20 protein-coding genes are annotated in these 20,481 nt (G+C 67.2%); 14 read left to right on the top strand and 6 right to left on the bottom strand.

Annotation, left to right across the window (positions count from 1 at the left end; translation table 11 throughout):
• Positions 1-225 precede the first annotated feature (225 nt).
• Genes cysE through G6N56_RS07335 form a run of 3 tightly spaced genes read right to left on the bottom strand, consistent with a single transcriptional unit; the run spans position 226 to position 3,134 of the window.
• A complete protein-coding gene (gene cysE / locus G6N56_RS07345) occupies positions 226-915 on the bottom strand; it encodes a serine O-acetyltransferase (protein ID WP_085258821.1) in 690 nt (229 codons plus the stop codon).
• A gap of 2 nt (positions 916-917) precedes the next feature.
• Positions 918-1,850: a cysteine synthase A gene (cysK, locus tag G6N56_RS07340; protein ID WP_085258820.1), complete on the bottom strand. Its 933-nt coding sequence runs from the start codon at positions 1,848-1,850 to the stop codon at positions 918-920.
• 9 nt (positions 1,851-1,859) lie between these two features.
• Positions 1,860-3,134, bottom strand: coding sequence for a thioester domain-containing protein (locus G6N56_RS07335; RefSeq protein WP_085258819.1), 1,275 nt, complete (start codon positions 3,132-3,134; stop codon positions 1,860-1,862).
• A 370-nt stretch (positions 3,135-3,504) separates the two neighbouring features.
• On the opposite strand from G6N56_RS07335, the gene G6N56_RS07330 reads away from it, so the two are divergent.
• The 14 genes from G6N56_RS07330 (at position 3,505) to G6N56_RS07270 (ending at position 17,803) form a co-directional block, all read left to right on the top strand.
• Entirely contained in the window at positions 3,505-4,428 is a 924-nt protein-coding gene (locus tag G6N56_RS07330; protein WP_085258818.1) for a family 2A encapsulin nanocompartment shell protein, read from the top strand.
• Positions 4,415-6,427 (top strand): family 2A encapsulin nanocompartment cargo protein cysteine desulfurase, encoded by a 2,013-nt coding sequence (locus tag G6N56_RS07325; RefSeq protein WP_142280886.1) that lies wholly within the window; start codon positions 4,415-4,417, stop codon positions 6,425-6,427. Before G6N56_RS07330 ends, G6N56_RS07325 begins: the two co-directional genes overlap by 14 nt.
• Before the next feature lie 149 nt (positions 6,428-6,576).
• Complete coding sequence (locus G6N56_RS29430; protein ID WP_264019947.1) at positions 6,577-6,711, top strand: hypothetical protein; 135 nt, start codon at positions 6,577-6,579, stop codon at positions 6,709-6,711.
• Positions 6,712-7,018: 307 nt separating this feature from the next.
• The gene (locus G6N56_RS07320) at positions 7,019-7,786 is read left to right on the top strand and encodes an MlaE family ABC transporter permease (RefSeq protein WP_085258817.1); all 768 of its coding nucleotides are present in this window, start codon (positions 7,019-7,021) and stop codon (positions 7,784-7,786) included.
• Positions 7,783-8,631: an ABC transporter permease gene (locus tag G6N56_RS07315; RefSeq protein WP_085258816.1), complete on the top strand. Its 849-nt coding sequence runs from the start codon at positions 7,783-7,785 to the stop codon at positions 8,629-8,631. The genes G6N56_RS07320 and G6N56_RS07315 overlap by 4 nt, the downstream gene beginning before the upstream one ends.
• 4 nt (positions 8,632-8,635) lie before the next feature.
• Positions 8,636-9,904, top strand: a complete 1,269-nt coding sequence (locus tag G6N56_RS07310) for an MCE family protein (RefSeq protein ID WP_085258815.1) — start codon at positions 8,636-8,638, stop codon at positions 9,902-9,904.
• Positions 9,901-10,929, top strand: coding sequence for an MCE family protein (locus G6N56_RS07305; RefSeq protein WP_085258814.1), 1,029 nt, complete (start codon positions 9,901-9,903; stop codon positions 10,927-10,929). Before G6N56_RS07310 ends, G6N56_RS07305 begins: the two co-directional genes overlap by 4 nt.
• Before the next feature lie 50 nt (positions 10,930-10,979).
• Positions 10,980-12,098 (top strand): MCE family protein, encoded by a 1,119-nt coding sequence (locus G6N56_RS07300; protein ID WP_264019948.1) that lies wholly within the window; start codon positions 10,980-10,982, stop codon positions 12,096-12,098.
• Complete coding sequence (locus G6N56_RS07295; RefSeq protein WP_408632669.1) at positions 12,098-13,423, top strand: MCE family protein; 1,326 nt, start codon at positions 12,098-12,100, stop codon at positions 13,421-13,423. Before G6N56_RS07300 ends, G6N56_RS07295 begins: the two co-directional genes overlap by 1 nt.
• Complete coding sequence (locus tag G6N56_RS07290) at positions 13,420-14,541, top strand: MCE family protein (protein WP_085258812.1); 1,122 nt, start codon at positions 13,420-13,422, stop codon at positions 14,539-14,541. Before G6N56_RS07295 ends, G6N56_RS07290 begins: the two co-directional genes overlap by 4 nt.
• Positions 14,542-16,011: an MCE family protein gene (locus tag G6N56_RS07285; protein ID WP_085258811.1), complete on the top strand. Its 1,470-nt coding sequence runs from the start codon at positions 14,542-14,544 to the stop codon at positions 16,009-16,011.
• Positions 16,012-16,053: 42 nt separating this feature from the next.
• Complete coding sequence (locus G6N56_RS07280) at positions 16,054-16,674, top strand: Rv1363c family protein (protein WP_085258810.1); 621 nt, start codon at positions 16,054-16,056, stop codon at positions 16,672-16,674.
• Entirely contained in the window at positions 16,671-17,303 is a 633-nt protein-coding gene (locus tag G6N56_RS07275; RefSeq protein ID WP_232069242.1) for a hypothetical protein, read from the top strand. Before G6N56_RS07280 ends, G6N56_RS07275 begins: the two co-directional genes overlap by 4 nt.
• The gene (locus G6N56_RS07270; protein WP_085258809.1) at positions 17,303-17,803 is read left to right on the top strand and encodes a CAP domain-containing protein; all 501 of its coding nucleotides are present in this window, start codon (positions 17,303-17,305) and stop codon (positions 17,801-17,803) included. Before G6N56_RS07275 ends, G6N56_RS07270 begins: the two co-directional genes overlap by 1 nt.
• Before the next feature lie 6 nt (positions 17,804-17,809).
• Here G6N56_RS07270 and G6N56_RS07265 read toward each other — a convergent pair whose 3' ends face one another.
• The 3 genes from G6N56_RS07265 to G6N56_RS07255 all read right to left on the bottom strand — a co-directional run bounded on the left by G6N56_RS07265 (position 17,810) and on the right by G6N56_RS07255 (position 20,288).
• On the bottom strand, positions 17,810-18,391 hold the full coding sequence (locus G6N56_RS07265) for a rhodanese-like domain-containing protein (protein ID WP_085258808.1): 582 nt from the start codon (positions 18,389-18,391) through the stop codon (positions 17,810-17,812).
• A gap of 60 nt (positions 18,392-18,451) precedes the next feature.
• Positions 18,452-19,846, bottom strand: coding sequence for an MBL fold metallo-hydrolase (locus G6N56_RS07260; RefSeq protein WP_085258807.1), 1,395 nt, complete (start codon positions 19,844-19,846; stop codon positions 18,452-18,454).
• A gap of 226 nt (positions 19,847-20,072) precedes the next feature.
• Positions 20,073-20,288, bottom strand: a complete 216-nt coding sequence (locus tag G6N56_RS07255; RefSeq protein ID WP_142280885.1) for a hypothetical protein — start codon at positions 20,286-20,288, stop codon at positions 20,073-20,075.
• Positions 20,289-20,481: the final 193 nt, after the last annotated feature.

Below are 20,481 nucleotides of genomic sequence, written 5' to 3'. Positions count from 1 at the left end.
CCGTCAGGTAATCAGCGGCAACAGTTCCCGGGAAGAAGGACCGGAAGCGCGAAGTCCGGCTGGATGGCCTGTTGCATGCGCCCACTATACGGCACGGCCATTCCGGTGCGTGTATTCAATTCGTTTGGCTCACAAGCAATTTAACCGTTGGCGCCCGAACGGACGTCGCGTAGGTGGCGTGGCCGATCAACGCGGCTCCGGTTCCCGAGCCATGGGCAGGGCGACTCAGATGGAGAAGTCCTCGCCGTACCACACCCCGGCCTTCGGCGGCCGGATGACGCGGTCGCTCTCTGAGCCGTTGGCCTGCGCCTCCAGTCTGGCCACCCTGGTCAGTAGCGATTGCAGGCTGACGCCGACGAGGTCGGGCATCATCGAGTCGTCCGGACCGCCGGGACCGGGGTGGCTGCGTCCGATGACCTGCCCGGGCACCCCGACGACCACCGCGTCGGACGGTACGTCTTTCACCACGACAGCGTTAGCGCCGATCCGGCTGTCGTCGCCGATCTTGATCGCGCCGAGGACCTTCGCCCCGGCGCCGACGATCACCCGGTCGCCGATGGTCGGGTGGCGCTTTCCGGTTTCCTTGCCGCTTCCGCCGAGCGTGACACCGTGGTAGATCGTGACATCCTCGCCGACCTCCGCCGTCTCTCCAATCACCACGCCGGTCGCGTGGTCGATGAAGAGGCCGGGGCCGAGCACCGCGCCGGGGTGGATGTCGACGCCGGTCAGGGCTCGGGTGAGCTCCCCCAGTGTTCGCGCGACCAACCTTGCACCTCGGTTCCACAACCAATGGGTGACCCGATGCCCCCAGATGGCGTGCACGCCCGGGTAGGCGAAGACCACCTGGAGCGTGCTGGGAACGGCCGGGTCCCGTTCCTTGGCTGCCCTGATGTCACGCCGGATGGCCGCGAGCATGACTATTCCGCCACGTCGGCGAACAGCGGAGTGCTCAGATAGCGTTCGCCAAAGTCCGGCAGGACAACGACGACGAGCTTGCCGGCGTTTTCGGGGCGCCGGGCCACCTGCAGGGCCGCGACCACAGCCGCGCCCGAAGAGATGCCGACGAGCAGCCCCTCCTCGCGGGCGAGCCGGCGGGCGAGGTTGACCGCGTCCTCGTTGCCGACGGTGACAACCTCGTCGACCAGATCCAGGTCAAGCACCGCCGGGACGAACCCTGCGCCGATGCCCTGGATCGGGTGAGGTCCCTTCTGACCGCCGGACAGCACCGGCGAGGCGGCCGGCTCCACGGCAATGAACTGGGCCGACGGCTTACGTTCCTTGATGACCTGGGCAACGCCGGTGATAGTGCCGCCGGTGCCGACACCGGCCACGAAGATGTCGACCTTCCCGTCGGTGTCGCGCCACACCTCCTCCGCGGTGGTCTTGCGGTGGATCGCCGGGTTGGCCGGATTCTCGAACTGCTGCGGCACCCAGTAGCGTTGATCGCTCTTGGCCAGTTCCTCGGCCTTGGCGATGGCACCCGGCATCCCCTCGGCACCCGGTGTCAGGACGAGCTCGGCCCCCAGCGCGAGCAACAGCTTTCGTCGCTCGGTGCTCATCGTCTCCGGCATGGTCAGGACGCAGCGATAGCCGCGTGCCGCGGCCACCACCGCCAGCGCGATGCCGGTGTTTCCGCTCGTCGGTTCGAGAATGATCGTGTCCGGCGTGATCAGGCCGGCCTCTTCCGCCGCGTCGATCATCGCAACCCCGATGCGGTCCTTCACGCTATTGGCCGGGTTGAAAAACTCCAGCTTGGCGACAACGTCGGCGACCGCTCCCTCGGTGACCCGGTTCAGCCGGACCAGCGGCGTGTTCCCAATCAGTTGTGTGACGTTCTCAGCGATGCTCATGAATTTCCCTTAGGCGATGTCGGAACAGGATTCGTCGGGCTGCCAAGTGATGTCGAATTCGATGGCCACGTCGGCGGGGACCGTAAGGGCGATCGGCGTCAGCCGCTGCGGCGCTCCATCTGATGCCACACCGGTCAGCACGCGCCCGGTGAGGCTGTGCGGCGAAGTCGCGATGATCGTTGCTGCCGATGTGCCCGACGCCGGACGGAGGTAGAAATCGGTGCCCGGTTCGACGATGTCGCGGACGGCCATACCGTCGGCGTCGACGAGTGTGTGTCCGGCAGAGACGCTGAGCGTCAATGGGATTGGCACCTGGAACGGTCCTACGAGTTCCGATTCGGCGGTTGCTTGATCATCGACTAGTCGCAGTTCCTCAGTGTTCTCCAAAGCGTTGCATGCGCCACTCAATAGATAATTGTAGAGGTGCACGACCCGATCGGCGTTGCGATAGTGGCGGGAACCGGTCAACCAGAAGTCGACATGCCCGACGCTCGCCGTGCTGGAGTGCGCGGTGGTGACTAGACGGTAGTACCGGTAGCCGCGCCCCGCGCGGCCGTGGCGGCTGGCCGAGACGGTGCTGCCCACTCCCAGCGCCCGTTGGTAGCGGCCCCGCCCGGCGTCCGCCATCAGCTGTGAGCCCGAAACATCCTGCCAGGAAACACCATTCGCCGACTTCTGCAGCTTGAAGCCCACGACCGTGTCGGAGTCCGTCCACACCGAGTAGCCGCCCAGCTGTGGTTCGCCGTCGAACTCGAAGGTGATCGCCCCCGCCCTGCGACGCGTCGAGACGGGGACGTTCAGCGGACGAGTGTGCAGGACCAGCCCGTTGGTGAAATGCCAGATCGCGGCCTGGGTCGCCGCGATGGCCTCGTGTTCGCTGATGTTCGCCTTTCCCAGCGGGTGACCGGCCGCCCGCAGCTGCTGGCTGAGCGCGGCGGTCGAGCGCATTGGGAACGAATGACGGAGGATCCAGTCCACCTGCGCTTCGTAACCGCGGGTACTCAGGTGGGGAAGTGCCGCCCAAGTACCCAGCGCGTAACGGGACGGGTGACTCGGTGCGACGCCGGTGAAGTCCAGAGAGTAGGCGTGCAGGTTGGGATTGAGGCGGATGAGGTCCGTGCGAGCGCGGCTGCCGTCAGCGAACACGACGGTGTCGACGGTGTGGGAGTAAGTGCCGCCGCGGTAGCGCGTCATCTGCGGGACTTGGGTCGCCGGCCGGACGAGTACGCGCCGGTGGGTCGCCACGCGCGACAAGCGACGGCCGGATATGGACAGTACGGTCATGGGTTGCTGTGCTTCCTGAAAGACTTGGGATTGGTGCGCGCTTCGGGTCGTCCGGCACGGACAAGTCGTCCTGCTCGTGGCGAAAGGCGCGGGGATTTCTTGGGCGTCAGAGGGCTCAGGAAATCAACAACAGCAACAACAACGGGCGTCGGCAGTGCAGCGCGAAGGAGCGAAGCGCAGCGGTGCGGCCTGATGCATGGGCCCAACTATAGGGCATCGGCGCATTTCTCCTTCGGATCACTCCCGGTGTAAACCCTTCGCGGGGGTCTTACACTTGCCTAGGCTCGGCGCGCGGATGCGATGAGAGTGGGGCCACCTTGGCCCCGCCGAACCCCGCTGCACTATTGGACCAAGCACGGAAGGACCTCCGATGACATCGGCTCAAAGCGAGTCTCAGGCACTTGGCGACCTTGCTGCCCGGCAACTCGCCAACGCGACGAAGACCGTCCCGCAGCTCTCCACCATCACGCCGCGCTGGTTGCTGCACCTGCTCAGCTGGGTCCCAGTGGAAGCCGGCATCTATCGGGTGAACCGCGTGGTCAACCCGGAGAACGTCGCGATCAAATCCGAGGCCGGCGCCGGCACCGAAGAGCCGCTCCCCGAGACCTATGTGGACTACGAGACCAGCCCGCGCGAATACACGCTGCGCAGCATTTCGACCCTGGTCGACATCCACACCCGGGTGTCGGACCTGTACTCCAGCCCGCACGACCAGGTCGCCCAGCAGCTGCGGCTGACCATCGAGACCATCAAGGAGCGCCAGGACTACGAGCTGGTCAACAACGCGGAGTACGGCCTGCTGGCGCAGGCTACGCCCGAGCAGACGATCCAGACGCTCGCCGGTGCGCCTACTCCCGACGACCTGGACGCCCTGATCACCAAGGTCTGGAAGACGCCGAGCTTCTTCCTCACCCACCCGCTCGGCATTGCCGCGTTCGGCCGCGAGGCCACCTACCGCGGCGTACCACCCGTGGTCGTGAGCCTGTTCGGCGCGCAGTTCATCACGTGGCGCGGCATCCCGCTCATTCCGTCGGACAAGGTCCCGGTCGAGGACGGCAAGACCAAATTCATCCTGGTGCGCACGGGCGAGGAACGGCAGGGTGTGGTGGGCCTGTTCCAGCCCGGGTTGGTCGGTGAGCAGGCGCCGGGTCTGTCGGTGCGCTTCACCGGCATCAACCAGTCGGCCATCGCCACCTACCTGGTCACCCTCTACACATCGCTAGCCGTGCTCACCGACGACGCGCTCGCCGTGCTCGACGGTGTCGCTGTGGACCAGTTCCATGAGTACAAGTGAGTACCGAGCGGTAGACGCCGAAAGCGAGCTGCCGATCAGCGCCGCGGAGATCGCGGCGCTGGCCACCCAGCTGTATGCGGCCAGCATCAGGCCGGGACCCGACACCCCGCCGCAGGCTGCGCCCGTCGCGCCGCGCGGCGGCGTGCCGGACGTCACCGCCGCCACATCCGCCGGGCAGGCCGCGACCGGATACGCCGACGTTTACCCGACCCCGGTCCCGGTGATCGGCGCCCGCGACATCTACCTTCCGGCGCCGACGTCGCCCGAGCCCGCCGAAGGGCCGCCGCAGACGGTGCCGGTGGCCCCGCGGGGCAGCGTCCCGGACACGACGGCCGCGACGTCGACCGGGCTGACGGCCGCCGGCCTGTCCGATTTCCATCCCGGGGTGGTGCCGGCCGTCGGGAGCACCGACATCTACCTCCCCGCGCCCCCGTCTCCCGAGCCCTCCGAGGGCCCGCCGAACGCGGTGCCCGTCGCCCCGCGCGGCACCGTGCCCGATACGACGGCGGTCCCGTCGGCCGCCGAGGCGACGGGCGGCGTCGCGGACCCCTATCTGTCACCCTTCGGCCTCGGCGCCTTGGCGGCACCCGGGCAGGACGCCGTCCCGGCCGTGCCGGTGGTGGGGACACCTTCGTGGCTGCCTCTGGCGCCGACGGTCGCCGACCTGGGCTGGTCAGACGCCCCCTTCGTCGCGCCGACCGCGGTGGTCGGGAACGAGTCCGACTACTCGTTTCTGACCGGTTCCGTTCCCCAGTTCCCGGACGGGCACGAGGTGTTCGACGTGAACGCGGTGCGGGCCGACTTCCCGATCCTGAAGGAGACCATCCACGGGAAGCCGCTGATCTGGTTCGACAACGCCGCCACCACGCAGAAGCCGCAGGTGGTGATCGACCGGCTGGCCTACTTCTACGCGCACGAGAACTCCAACATCCATCGCGCCGCGCACGAGCTGGCGGCCCGCGCGACCGATGCCTACGAGGAGGCCCGCGACACGGTGCGGCGCTTCATCGGCGCGTCGAAGGTGGAGGAGATCGTCTTCGCGCGCGGCACTACCGAGGCCATCAACCTGGTGGCCTACGCCTGGGGCGGTAAGCACTTGCTGCCCGGTGACGAGATCCTCATCACGCACCTGGAGCACCACGCCAATATCGTTCCGTGGCAATTGCTTTCGCAGCAGACCGGCGCGGTCCTCAAAGTCGCGCCGGTCGACGACGCCGGCAACCTGCTGATGTCGGAATTCGAGGACCTGCTCGGGCCGAAGACGAAGCTGGTGGCGGCCACCCAGGTGTCGAACGCGCTGGGCACGGTGACCCCGGTCGAGCAGATCGTGGAGCTGGGTCACCGCTACGGGGCGCGAGTACTGATCGACGGCGCCCAGTCAATCCAGCACATCCCGGTCAACGTAGCCGAGCTCGGCGTCGACTTCTTCGTGTTCTCCGGCCATAAGATCTACGGCCCCACGGGGATTGGTGTGCTGTACGGGCGCGAGGACGCGCTGGCGGAGACGCCGCCATGGCAGGGCGGCGGCAACATGATCGCCGACGTCACCCTGGAGCGGTCGCTGTATCAGGGGCCGCCGAGCAAGTTCGAGGCCGGCACCGGAAACATCGCCGACGCCGTCGGGCTGGGCGAGGCCCTGCGCTACGTGCAGCGACTCGGGGTCGACCGGATCGCCGCCTACGAGCACGAGCTGCTCGAGTACGCCACCCCGCGGCTGGCCGCCATCCCCGGCGTCCGCCTGGTGGGCACCGCCACCGAGAAGGCCAGCGTGCTGTCGTTCGTGCTGGCCGGGCACGACCCGCTGGACGTCGGCAAGGCGCTCAACGCCGAGGGCATCGCGGTGCGCGCCGGGCATCACTGCGCGCAGCCCATCCTGCGCCGCCTGGGGCTCGAGGCGACCGTTCGCCCGTCGTTCGCCTTCTACAACACGTTCGAGGAGATCGACGTCTTTCTCGACGCGGTGCGCCGGATCGCCGAGGGCGGCACCAACGCCGGCTGAGTTTCACTCTCGGCGGGCAATTGGGTGCGTGAATTGCGCTCATCCTGAACCCAAGGCTTGTATTTCACTCGAGCAATCCGAACTCTTGCTAGCGGCGGTGACAGCCGACTCAGGGTCCGGCGGCCCCGAATACTCGAGCAGGTTTCGGGATGGGTGACATATATCCGCGGCGCGGCGAATTGCGACGCGGCTTCGCTGCTGGCGAACTGCGCGTCCGCGCGATCCGTACCGGCCCCGGGAAGTCGCCCGTGCGCTGGCCGGCACTGCTGCGCGCACCGCCCTGATCGGCGTGCCCTTTGGTCCGGTCGGCATCCACTTTGCCCGGGTCAACGAGTGCCGATCGCACGTGGACACTGCCGACACAGCAAATTCTCGCCTGGGCAGATTTCTTCTGGGTGATTGCAACCCTGACGCCGGGCATCGTTTTGCCAATAAATTCCTCGCGTGGTCTATGCGCGCAACGAGACATCGCGGTCGTTTGTAAGCAGCGCTGCTCACCTCCGGACCAGCAAATTACAAACGGATTAATGGTGTTACGAAATTGGGGAACGCTTTGAGGCATGCGGTCGTGCGTCGGTTTGAGCGCGCGCTATGAACGGCGCGACCATCGCCAAGCCCATGAACGCGCTGGGCGAATTCTTCCTCTTCACCGCCGAATCGCTGACCGCCATGGTTCGGCGCCCGTGGGCCTGGCGCGAGATCCTCGAGCAGATCTGGTTCGTCGCCCGCGTGTCGATCTTCCCGACCATCATGTTGTCGATCCCGTACACGGTGCTCATCGTCTTCGTCCTGAACATCCTCCTCGTCGAGATCGGGGCCGGCGATCTCTCGGGTGCCGGCGCGGGGCTGGCATCGGTGACCCAGGTCGGGCCCGTCGTCACGGCGATGGTCGTCTCGGGCGCCGGGTCGACGGCGATGTGCGCGGACCTGGGAGCGCGGACCATTCGCGAGGAAATCGACGCGATGAAGGTGATCGGTGTCGATCCGATCCAGGCGCTGGTGGTGCCCCGCATCATCGCCGCGATCTTCGTTGCGGTGCTGTTGTATTCGGTGGTTGCCGTCACCGGCCTGGCCGGCAGCTACGTGTTCGTGGTCTTCGTCCAGCACGTCACGCCCGGCGCCTTCATCGCCGGGATGACGCTGGTCACCGGGTTGCCGCAGGTCGTGATCTCGCTGATCAAGGCGACCCTGTTCGGGCTGTCGGCCGGCCTGATCGCCTGCTACAAGGGCCTGTCGGTGGGCGGTGGTCCCACCGGCGTCGGCAACGCGGTGAACGAGACCGTGGTGTTCTCCTTCATGGCCTTGTTCTTCATCAACATCTTGAGCACCGCGCTCGGAGTGAAGGTGACGGCCAAATGAGCGATGCGGCGCGCGAGCCGTCGTGGTTCGCCCTGGTCGGCCCCAGGCTGGTGGCTTCCACCCGCAAGCTCGGTGAACAGACCGCGTTCTACGGGCAGTCCCTGGCCAACATCGGCGACGCGGTGCGGCGCTATCCAGGCGAACTGCTGCGGCTGATCGCCGAGATGGGCATGGGCACCGGTGCGCTGGCGGTGATCGGGGGCACCGTGGGCATCATCGGCTTCCTGACCCTGACCACGGGCGCGCTGGTCGCGGTACAGGGCTACGACACGTTGTCCAACATCGGTGTCGAGGCGCTCACCGGCTTTCTGTCGGCGTTCTTGAACGTCCGCATGATCGCGCCCTGCACGGCCGGCCTGGCCTTGTCGGCCACGATCGGCGCCGGTGCGACCGCTCAGCTGGGCGCGATGCGGATCAACGAGGAGATCGACGCGCTCGAGGTCATGGGCATCCGCGCGATCACCTACCTGGCGTCGACCCGGATCATCGCCGGCGTACTGGTCGTGATCCCGCTCTACGCCGTCGCGGTGCTGATGTCGTTCATCGCGGCAAAGTCGCTCACCATCTACGTTTACGGCCAGTCCCGCGGCGTCTACGAGCACTACTTCTCGACGTTCCTGCGTCCCAACGACCTGCTCTGGTCGTTCGTGGCGGCGCTGAGCATGGCGACCGGTGTGATGGTCGTGCACACCTATTACGGGTTCAACGCGACCGGTGGTCCTGCCGGGGTGGGGGAGGCCGTGGGCCGCTCGGTGCGGACGTCGATGATCATCACCGCGTTTGTCTGCCTGATGATTTCGCTGTCCGTCTACGGCCAGTCCGGCAACTTCAACCTGTCGGGATGATCGCATGAGCAACCACCGCAGCAGTGAACCCGGCAGGAGAAACAGGGTCCGCGCGAACAAGATAGATCCGATCTGGTTGGCGCCGACGTTGTTCATCCTGATCGGCGGCCTGGTCGCGCTGACCGCCGCGTCGTTCTCCGGCAAATTCCAAGATTTCGTCCCGCTCACGCTGGTGTCGAACCGGGCGGGCCTGGTTATGGAAACCGGTGCCAAGGTCAAGCTGCGCGGCGTGGAGGTGGGACAGGTCGCTGCCATCGGCACCGACGTGAAAGCGGCTGAGCTGCAATTGAAGTTGCAACCCAACGCATTCAAGTACCTGCCGAGCAACCTCGAGGCCGAGATCAAGTCGACCACCGCTTTCGGATCCAAATACGTCGACCTGATCCTTCCCGAGCACCCGAGTCCCACACCGTTGAAGCCCGGCGCGGTGCTGCATTCCCGCAACGTCACCGTCGAGGTGAACACGGTCTTCGAGAATCTGCAGGCCGTGGTCCAGGCCATCGACCCGGCCAAGCTGAACGCGATCCTCTCGGCGTTCGCGCAGTCGGTGCGGGGCAAGGGTGAACGGATCGGGCAGGCGATCACCGATGCGAACGACGTCCTGCTGACCGTCAACCCCCGGATGGACACGATCCACCGGGACTGGCGGATGTTCGGCAAGACGGCGGACATCTATTCCGGTGCGGCGCAGGACATTCTGTCGATCCTCGACTCGGCGGCGACCACCAGCTCCACGCTCACCGAAAACCAGCGGTCCCTCGACACGCTGTTGTTGTCTGCGGCGGGCCTCAGTCAGGCCGGAATCAACGTCATCGGCCGCAACGAAGCCAACATCGTGCAGTCGGTCAACCTGCTCGATCCGACCATGGCGCTGCTCGACAAGTACTCACCGACGTTCACGTGCTTGTTCCAGGGTGCGCAGTGGTACGTGGACCATGGTGGCCGGGACATGTTGGGCGGCAACGGTTATTCGTTCATCATGGATGCCGGCCTGCTGTTCGGCGACGACCCGTATCGGTACCCGAAACACCTGCCCAAGGTGAACGCGACCGGCGGTCCGGGCGGCCACCCCAGCTGCGGTTCGCTGCCGGACCCGAGCGCCAACTTCCCGGTGCGCGCGCTGGTCACCGACACGGGGTGGGGCGGCGCCCCGAACGAGATCCGCACCAACGTCGCGGCCGGCAACCCCTGGTGGTCGAACTACTTCCCGACCACCAAGAATCCGCCCGAGGCGCCGCGCTACTTCTTCCGCGGGGGGCAGCCACCCCCATGAGACGAAAGATGTCCGGCATCGTCGCACGCGTCGCGCTGTTCACGGCGATCTGCCTGGTCTTCACGTTCACGCTGATCGCGGTGTTCGGGCAGCTGCGCTTCGAGGACCGCACCGGCTATCAGGCGGTCTTCACCAACATCTCCGGTCTGAAGTCCGGCAACTTCGTCCGCATCGCCGGGGTGGAGGTCGGCAAGGTCGGCGACCTGACGCTGCACCGCGACGGCACGGTCACCGTCGGCTTCTCGGTTGACAAGGGCGTCCGCCTCACCGAGGGCACCAAAGCGGTTGTGCGCTATGAGAACCTGATCGGCGATCGTTATCTCGCGCTCGAGGAGGGGCCCGGGTCGCCGCACCGGCTGGCGCCCGGCGCGACGATTCCGCTGGCGCGGACGTCACCCGCGCTGGACATCGATGCGCTGATCGGGGGCTTCCGCCCGCTGTTCCGCGCGCTGGATCCCGACCAGGTCAACGCGTTGTCCGGGGAGCTGCTGCGGATCTTCCAGGGGCAGGGGGGGACGCTCGCCTCGGTGCTGGCGCAGACCTCGACGCTGACGTCCACCCTGGCGGGGCGCAGCGAGTTGATCGGCGAGCTGATCAAGAACCTGAACACCGTGCTGCACACCTTCGCCGCGCGCGACCACGAGTTCTCCGACGGACTGGACAAGCTGTCCGCGCTTGTCGACGGCCTGGCGCAGCGCAAGGAGGACATCTCGACCGGGCTGGCATACATCAACGCGGCCGCGGGCTCGGTGACCGACCTGCTGGTGCAGGCGCGGCAGCCGATCAAGGACGTCGTGCACGAGACCGACCGGATGTCGGGCCAGGTGCTGGCCGACCGGGAGTATGTGGACAACCTGCTCAAGCAGCTTCCCGATACCTACCAGGTACTCGCCCGGCAGGGGCTCAACGGCGACTACTTCGGCTTCTACTTCTGCGAGGTGTTGCTGAAGCTGAACGGCAAGGGGGGCAACCCGATTTACGTCAAGCTGCTCGGTCAGCCGAGCGGGCGGTGCACGCCGAAATGAGGTTACCGAAGCTATCGTTCGGCTCGCGAAGCCCCGTGACGATCGGCGTGATGGGCACCGCGATCCTGATCTGCGTGACCGTCGCCGCCTTCCAGTACGACAAGCTGCCGTTCGTCAAGAACACCAACGACTACGCCGCGTACTTCTCCGAGGCCGGTGGCATCAAGGCGGGCAACACGGTGCGGGTGTCCGGCCTGGGCGTCGGCCGGGTCTCGACGATCCGCCTGGAAGGCACCAAGGTTCGCATCGGCTTCACCGTCCGCAGGGGGATAGAGCTGGGCGACCGCACGGAGGCGGCGATCAAGACCGAGACGATCCTGGGCAGCAAGATGCTGGAGCTCACGTCCCGGGGCGGAGGCAAGCTGACGGGCGTCATCCCGCTGGAGCGCACCAGCTCGCCCTACGACCTCCCGGTTGCGCTGGGCGACCTCACCACCACCGTCAGCGGCCTCGACACCAACCAATTGTCCTCGGCGCTCACCACATTGGCCGAGACCTTCAAGGAGACGCCGGCCGATCTCAAGCCCGCGCTGCAGGGCGTGGCCCGGTTCTCGCAGACCCTTAACAACCGCGACGAACAACTCCGCAGCCTGTTGGGCAACGCCAACAAGGTCTCCGGTGTGCTGGGCCGGCGCAGTCAGCAGATCGCGAGCCTGGTGGCGAACTCCAACGCGTTGCTGGCGGCACTGCTCGACGAACGGGATTCGCTCGACGCGCTGATGAACAACCTGACCGCGGTGTCGCATCAAATCTCAGGGCTGGTCAACGACAACCGGACGCAGCTCAAGCCCGCCCTCGACAAGCTCAACGGCGTGCTCGAGATCCTCGACAACCGCAAGGAAGACCTGCAGCGGACGTTGCCGAAATTCAAGCGGTACGCGATGTCCTTCGGTGAAGTGCTGGGCTCCGGGCCGTTTTTCAAGGCGTACGTCGCCAACCTGATCCCGGGTCAGCTTGGCGGCCCGACCCTCGACGCCCGGATGTACGACCGGCCGCTGGACCCCGACCAGAAGCTGCCGTCCGAGGCAGTGGACCCGCCGACCGGTACGCCGCCCGTGCCGCCGGAGAGCGCGCCACACCCGATCTGGTCCCAGCCGCCCTCACCCACGCCGGCGCCGGGACCGCCGCCCGAGCCGAGCCCGGCGCCCGCCGGGCCCGGGGGGCAATGATGAGCCGACGCACCCTGCGCCGGGCGACCGCCGTCACCCTGGCCGTGACGCTGGCCGCGGCGTCCTTCCTGGTCGGCAAGAAATTCTGGAACGACGTCGAAAAGAACACCTACTCGGCGTACTTCACGGAGGCCAACGGATTGTTCGTCGGTGACGAGATCCGGATCCTCGGCGTCCCCGTCGGCGTGGTGGACAAGATCGAACCGCAGCCGGCGAGTTCCAAGGTGACGTTCTCCGTCGAGAAGCAATATTCGGTGCCGGCCGATGCGCGCGCCGCGATCCTGTCGCCGTCGTTGGTGACACCCCGCGCGATCCAGCTCGTCCCGGCCTACTCCAACGGCCCCAAGCTGAGCCCCGGGGCGTCGATCCCCCTGGGCCGCACCGCGGTTCCCGTCGAATGGGACGACTTCCGCAAGCAGCTGGAGAAGCTGACCGACGCCCTACAGCCGACGGCGCCCGGCGGCGTGAACTCGGCCGGCGAATTCATCAATTCGGCGGCGGACAACCTGCGCGGCCAGGGAGACACCGCGCGGGACACGGTGATCAAACTGTCCCAGGCCATTTCGGCGCTCGGCGACCACGCGGACGACATCTTCAGCACGGTGCGCAATCTCCAGTTGCTGGTGTCGGCGCTGTATTCGAGCAGCGACCTGCTGGCCTCCTTCAACCAGAACCTGGCCAGCGTGACGACGATCCTGTCGAACAGCCCCAACGAAGTCGCCAACGCGGTAAAGGGCCTCGACGGGGCCCTGGCAGATCTGCGCGACTTCCTCGCCGAAAACCGGGAATCCGTGGGCGTCACGTTCGACCGGCTGAGTTCCATCACGACCGCCCTCAACGACAGCCGCGCGGACATCAAGCAGATCCTGCACGTCGTCCCGACGGTGTTCCAGAACTTCATGAACATCTATCAACCCGCGCAGAGCGCGATGAGCGGCATCCTCGCGCTGAACAACTTCGCCGACATACCGCAGTGGATCTGCAGCTCGATCGAGGCGGCCGCCCGGGCCCGGTTGGACCGGGTGTCGAAGCTGTGCCTGCAGTACGTCAACCCGATCATCAAAAACCGCATCTACAACTACATCCCGGTGGGAATCAACCCGTTCGTCGGCACTCAGGCCCGGCCGAACGAGATCACCTACAGCGAGGATTCGCTGCGCCCCGGGTACACGCCGCCCCCGCCGCCCGAGGCGCCGCAGCCTTCACAGGCGCCCCCGCCGGCGGTCCTCGACAACCAGCCGCAACCCGGTCAGGCGCCGCCGGATACCAACGTGAGCTCGACCCAGGTCCTGCAGAACCTGATGCTGCCGACGGGGACGCCGTGAGACGCGCGTTAGCCGCCGCGCTCGGCGTCGTCTGCGTCGCCGCGCTGCCCGGATGCGAGTGGCGGGGCCTGAACTCGTTCAAGCTCCCGGGCACCGCGGGTGGGGGACCGGGCGCGTACACGATCCAGGCGCAGCTGCCCGACGTCGTCACGATCCAGCAGAACACCCGCGTTCGGGTCGACGACGTCAACGTCGGCAACGTCACCAGGATCGAGCTTCAGGACTGGCATGCGCTGGTGACCATGCGCATCGACGGCGATGTGCGCCTGCCGGCCAATTCCACGGCCAAGCTCGGGCAGACCAGCCTGCTCGGCTCGATGCACATCGAACTCGCGCCCCCCAAGGACGAGCCGCCGGTCGGGCGACTGCAGAACGGGTCGGTGATCCCGTTGTCGCGCGCGAGCATGTATCCGACCACCGAGCAGACCCTGGCATCGGTGTCAATCCTGTTGAACGGCGGTGGGATCGGGCAGCTGCAGGAGATCAACCAGGCGATCGCCAAAGCGTTCGGCGGCCGGGAGAACGACATGCGCAGCCTGCTCGGCCAGCTCGACGAGTTCATCAAAGGCACCAACGCGCAGACCGACGACATCATCGCCGCCGCCGAGAGCCTCGACTCGCTGGCCGGACAGTTCGCCGACAAGGACCCCGTGGTCGACAAGGCGCTCATGACGGTGCCCAAGGCGCTGGCGATCCTGGCCCAGGAGCGCACCAAGATCGCCGATGCGATCGACCAGCTGGGCAAGTTCAGCGCCATCGCGGCCGACACCATCCACCAGAGCAAGGAATCGCTGGTCAACAACCTGCGCAACATCGCACCGGTGCTGCGGTCACTCGCCGACTCCGGGCCGGCGCTCACCAAGGGGCTCGATGGCCTGGCCACCTATCCATGGCCGACGTCCACGGTGACCAATTGGTTCCGCGGCGACTACGCCAACCTCACGATGATCGTCGATTTGACCCTGAGCCGCATCGACACCTCACTGTTCACGGGTTCACGCTGGGAGGGGAACCTCACCGAACTCGAGCTGCAGTGGGGACGCACGATCGGCATGCAGCCGAGCCCGGTCACGGGGGGCAACCCGCTGACGTTCCCCTATCACAACGGGGGTTACTGAATGCTGCGCCTGAACCGCCGGACGTGGATCCAGCTGGCCGTTCTGTCCCTGGTCACCGTGGTGTCCTGTGGCGCAATGGCGTTCAACTTCATGAAGTTGCCCGAGACCTTGTTCGGCATCGGGGAGTACAACGTCACGGTGGACCTGCCCGCGTCGGGCGGGCTCTACAAGACCTCGGTCGTCACCTACCGCGGCACCGACATCGGCCAGGTCAAGTCGGTCGACGTCACCGCGACGGGGGTGCGTGCGGTGCTCGCCCTGCGGTCGGGCGTCAAGGTCCCCTCCGACGTGCAGGCGTCGGTGCACAGCCGCTCGGCGATCGGTGAGCAGTACATCGAGCTGACTCCCCAGCCGAGCAAGGACGGGGGACAGTCCCGGCCGCTGCGCGCCGGCGACGTCATCCCGGCCGGCCGGGTCGACGTTCCCGTCGACATCGGACACCTGCTCGACCTGACCAATAAGGCGCTGCAGGCGATTCCGCGCGACAACCTGCGCACGGTGATCGACGAGGCCGACCGCGCCGTCAGTGGACTCGGCCCCGAGCTGTCCCGCATCGTCGACGGGTCCACGGCGCTGGCCATCGCGGGGGGACGCACCGCCGACCCGCTCGCCGCCCTGATCGATCAGTCGCCCGCGGTCCTGAAGTCCCAGGTGCAGACGTCGGACGCAATCGGCACGTGGTCCAATCGCACCGCGGCCATCATGGCGCAGTTCAAGGCTCAGGACGCTGCGGTGCGAGACCTGTTGACCCAGGGCGGTTCCGGGCTCGAAGAGGGTCGCGCGCTGTTCGATCGGGTGGCGCCGGCCGTCCCGGTGTTGATGGCCAACCTGGTGAGCCTCGGCGACATCGCGGTGGTCTACCGCCACGACATCGAGCAGATCCTGGTGCTGCTCCCGCAGGGTATCGCGGTGATGTCTGCGGCGCTGGTGCCCAACCTGAACAGCAAGCAGGAATATCGCGGCTTCTACCTGGATTTCAACCTCAACCTGAACTCGCCCCCACCCTGCACCACCGGTTTCCTGCCGCCCCCGCAGCGTCGCTCCCCGGCCGACGTCGACGCCCCGGACCGGCCGGCGGCCGACTTGTATTGCCGTGTTCCGCAGGATTCCGAGCTCAATGTGCGGGGGGCGCGCAACATTCCCTGCGAGACGAAGCCGTGGAAGCGGGCCCCCACCGTCGAACTCTGCGAGAGTGACGAGGAGTACGTGCCACTCAACGACGGCTACAACTGGAAGGGCGACCCGAACGCCACCTACAGCGGCCAAGGCGTGCCCCAGTACCCGCCCGGCCAGGATCCGCGGCTGCCGCCGCCGCGCGGCACCGCGCCGCCACCCGCGCCGCTGGCGGTCGCGACCTATGACCCGGCCAATGGTGACTACATCGGGCCGGACGGGCACCGCTACACCGAGTCAGACCTGGCGCACCCGCGCGCCAAGGACTGGCAGTCACTTCTTGTCCCGCAACCGTGAGTCGTCCCGGCCCGCTACCGGGCCGGGCCAGTGAGGAGCAGCATGGCCGACGAACCCGAATACCCCGATATCGATGAAAAGGTCGGTGAGACAACGGAGATAACGGCGGACGACACCGACCCCGAGGGGGACGAATCCGCGGCGCCGCCGGCCCGGTGGCGGGATCGGCTGACCCGTCGGCGGCTTTCCGACGTCGGGCCGGCGTTGGTGGCCGGCGCGGTCGTCGTCGCGGCGCTGGCCGGACTGACCGGCTGGCTCGGCTACCACGCCTACCAGAAGCACGAGGCCCAGGCCCGGCGTGATTCGTTCGTCCGGACCGCCCGCCAGGCCGCGGTGAACCTGACGACGATCAATTACACCGAGGCCGACGCCGACGTGCAGCGCATCCTCGATGGAGCCACCGGGGCGTTCCGCGACGACTTCGAGCAGCGGTCCAAGCCGTTCGTCGAGGTAGTCAAGGCGGCCCAGTCCAAATCGGAGGGCACGGTCACCGATGCGGGGCTGGAATCCCAGCACGGCGACGCCGCGCAGGTGTTGGTCGCGGTCGCGGTGAAGTCGCGGACCGCCGGCGGGGAAGAGGCGCCGCGGGAGTGGCGGATGCGCATCGAGGTGCGCTCGGTCGGGGATGACACCAAGGTGTCGAACGTGGTGTTCGTGCCATGACGACTCTTACCGACAACACCGACGCCGCGCTCGACAGCGACGCGGACGATGTCGAACTGACGCCCGAAGACGAAGCAACCCAGACGGATTCGGAGGCAGGCGACGCGGGGGAGACCTCCCCCGAGGACACCCGCGCGCGACGCCGCATCAACTGGAAGCGGATCTTCGCCTTCGGGGTGTTGCCCGGACTAACCCTGGTGCTGGCGCTGGCGTCCGGGTACCTACGGTGGGTGGACGGCTCGGCCGACGACTTGGCGCAGGCGCGCGCCGACGCCGTCCGGATCGCCGGCGAAGACACCGTCGCCCTGTTGTCGTACAAACCGGACTCGGTGGACAAAGACCTCGGCGCGGCGCGGGACCGGCTGACGGGCGACTTCAAGGACGCCTACACCACCCTGACCCGCGAGGTCGTCATCCCGGGCGCGAAAGAGAAGCGCATCACGGCGGTGGCCAAAGTGATTGCGGCGGCGCCAGTCTCGGCGACCGCGAACCACGCGGTGGTGCTGCTGTTCGTCAACCAGACGGTGACCATCGGCGAAGGCAACCCCACCGACACCCAGCCCGTCATCCGGACGACGCTGGACAAGGTCAACGGCCACTGGCTCGTCTCGCGTTTCGACCCGGTGTGATGACGACCCGCATTTGCGCCGGCGCGTTGCCCGCCGGCGTGTTCCTGTGGGGCGCGGCCGCTGTGGCCGCGCCCGCGGCGCACGCCGACAACAAGCGGCTGAACAGCGCCGTCGTCTCCGCCGTCTACACCATGCAGCACCAGGTGGGCTGCACGAACGACGTCATCCGGAACAACGCGCTCACGCTGGCCGCCGAATGGCACGCGGAAGACATGATCAACAACCGAAACATCAACGACGACATCGGGTCGGACGGGTCGACGCCGCAGGACCGGGCCAACGCCGCCGGCTTTGCCGGGAAGGCCGCCGAGACGGTGGCAATCAACCCTGCCATCGCCATCAGCAGCCTCGAACTGGTCAACCAGTGGTATTACAACCCCGACGACATGGCGATCATCCGCGACTGCGCCAACACCAACATCGGGGTGTGGTCGGACAACAGCCTGGACCGAACCGTCGTCGTGGCCGTGTACGGGCAGCCCGCCGCACGTCCCCGCTGAGGCGCTTCACTGAGCGCCGAGTCGCGCCAGGGTCGACTCGGGATCCGGCGTCGCGCCCCGGTTGTACGGCAACTTGGCCAACGCCGTCGCCATCGCGCACGTGTTGGTCAGGGCCGCAAAGGTCAGCCCGCCGCCTATCGCAGCGGCCACCCATTTGAGCCGCGGCACGGCCACGCTGCCCAGAACCGAGGACAGCACAACCGATCCCGCGACGAGGCGCACCTGACGTTCGAGGTCCCAGCGCTGCACGCCGCGGTCGAGCACGAAACCCCGGCCCTCCCAATCGGTGACGCCGCCTTCAAGGATGCGTCCGCCGGTCACTCCCGCATTCCGCAACAGCGTTTGCGCCCGGGTCGAACGTTGTCCCGAGCGACACACCAGGACGACGTCGCGGTACTCGAGGCGCGCGGCGGTTTCGGCGGTGTGCTTGTCCAGCACGTCGAGTGGCACGTTGTGGGACCCGGGGATGTGTGCGGTCTCGAATTCCGCGGGGGTACGCACATCGACGATGCGCGGGGCGTCGCGGTGCGACTCGAGCAGCTCGCGAAGCTCGATCGACGTAATCACGTCGGCGGTGGGTGCATTCATGGTGTCCTCCGTTCCTTCTCTAGTGGTTTCCCGGGTCGGTCGGCAACCGGCCAGTTTTGCTCACGCTGAATCGGACGTGATGTCCAGCTTTTCGGCGTTGTCGTAGTTGTCGTCGATCAGGACGACACGGCGACGCTGCCGGTCCAGCAGCGCGGCCGCGATCGACGCGCGGTAACCGCTGGCGCAATGGATCCACAGCTCGCGGTCCTCGGGAAGCTCGTCGATGCGCTCGGGCAGTTCGTGCAGGGCGACGTTGACCGCGCCGCGCACGTGGCCGGCGTCGAATTCGCCCGGCTGGCGCACGTCGAGTACGACCGCCCCGTCTGCGAGGACCTCGTCGCCGAGCACGTCGACGAGGTCCTCGAACGCGGCGACCCGGTAAGCCCGCAGCTCCTCACCGCTGGCCAGCGCGCGGATGTCGCCGGTGGCGCTGCCGGTGAGCCGGTCGATGCCGATGCGGGCCAGTTCGCGCTGGGCCTCGGCGACCTGTCGGGCATCGTCTCCGATGAGGGTCAGCGGTGCGCCCCACGCGTACAGCCAGCCGAGGTAGTTGACGAAGGATCCGGACAGCTCGAATCCGTAAGTGCCGGCGAGGTGCCCGGCCGCGAACGCCGTTCGCCCGCGCAGGTCGACCACCCATTCGCCGCCGTCGATCCGCCCGCGGAGCTCATCGGGGTCGACGGGTTCGGGCGCGGACAAATCCGGTGCCTGCGGGCCGGCCCTGTTGATGACGCCCATGTGCGCGTAGTAGGCGGGGTAGGCCGACAGGTTGGCCAACAGCTCGTCGACGTACTCCTGCTCGCCCCGGGTCAGCGCCGGGTTCTTCCGGCGCTGATCACCGATGGTCGAGGCGTCACCGTCGGTGGGCGCGGCCGAACAGAAGCTGCCGAACCCGTGGGTGGGATACACCGCCGTCGCCGCGGGCAGCTCGTCGGCCAGGCGCCGGACCGAATGGTATTGCAGCCGGGTCAGTTCGCCGGTGTGCTCGTCGCCGACCAGGTCGGTTCTGCCCGTACTGCCGAACAACATCGATCCCCCGGTGAAGACACCGACGGTTTCCCCGGCATCGTCGCGGAGCACGTAGCTCACATGGTGGTGGGTGTGTCCCGGTGTCAGCAGCACGTCGAGGTGGATGCCGCCGCTGTCGATGCGGTCGCCGTCGCCGACCGCCCGGCGTGCGAACTCGACGTCTTCGCCCGCGGGAAGGACGTATTCGGCGCCGACCGCGAGGGCAAGCGCCAAGCCCCCGGTCACGTAGTCGTTGTGGATGTGCGTTTCCAGCACGTGGGTGATGCGGAGGTCGCCGGCCGACTCCAGCACTCGATCGATGTCGCGCTGCGGGTCGATGGCGACGGCCACCACGCCGTCGCTCACCAGGTAGCTGCGATCGCCCAGCCCCGAGGTCTCGATCACCGACACGTCAACGAGACGTTTGCCGCGGTCCGCCCCCCTCATAGGGGAAACCTACGCGCCGGCAAAGGGATCGGCGGGTTGCCTCGACGCACCGTGAGCGGTGGGCATTGACAAAAACGCCGACCCGGCGCTAGAGATGGTGGGCTAAAAGCCCCGGTCAGATGCCTCGGGCGAACATGGGCGACCCGATTCGTCGACGAACGGTCGGTTCACCGAAACTCCGCGGCAATTCCGACCGCCGTGATTTCTTTCCGCCTGGCGGCGCAGCCTAACGACTCGACACGGAATCGACGGCGTCGCGGACGGCTTGCCCGTCGGCGGCGAGTTCGCAGGCGCAGCGTTGGGTGCCGTTTGGCAGCCACCGCCACAGCTGGGTGCCGCGTCTGAGCCTCAGGTACTGGCCGTAAACCTTGTCGCGCTGCTGCTGGGAGAAGACCAGGTCCAGGTTGACGGGCAACCCCGCCCAGTCGACTTCGTCGGCCACCGACCCCTGAGAGGCAGTGTCGGCCCCGGCCGCTTGCCGCAACCGGCATTGCAGCGGGCAACCAGAGTGGACGGCGCCGCTATCCTGTGCACCACGCTCCCCAGCCACGCCCACGTCCCTCCTCGAATGCGGAACAGCTCTTCAGGCGAATGGTGCGCCGGGCATGTTTCGACCGAGGATGCGCGACGTTTCC

The organism is Mycobacterium saskatchewanense, from assembly GCF_010729105.1.
Taxonomy (GTDB): Bacteria; Actinomycetota; Actinomycetes; order Mycobacteriales; family Mycobacteriaceae; genus Mycobacterium; species Mycobacterium saskatchewanense.
This window is presented reverse-complemented; position numbering and strand designations above follow the sequence as displayed.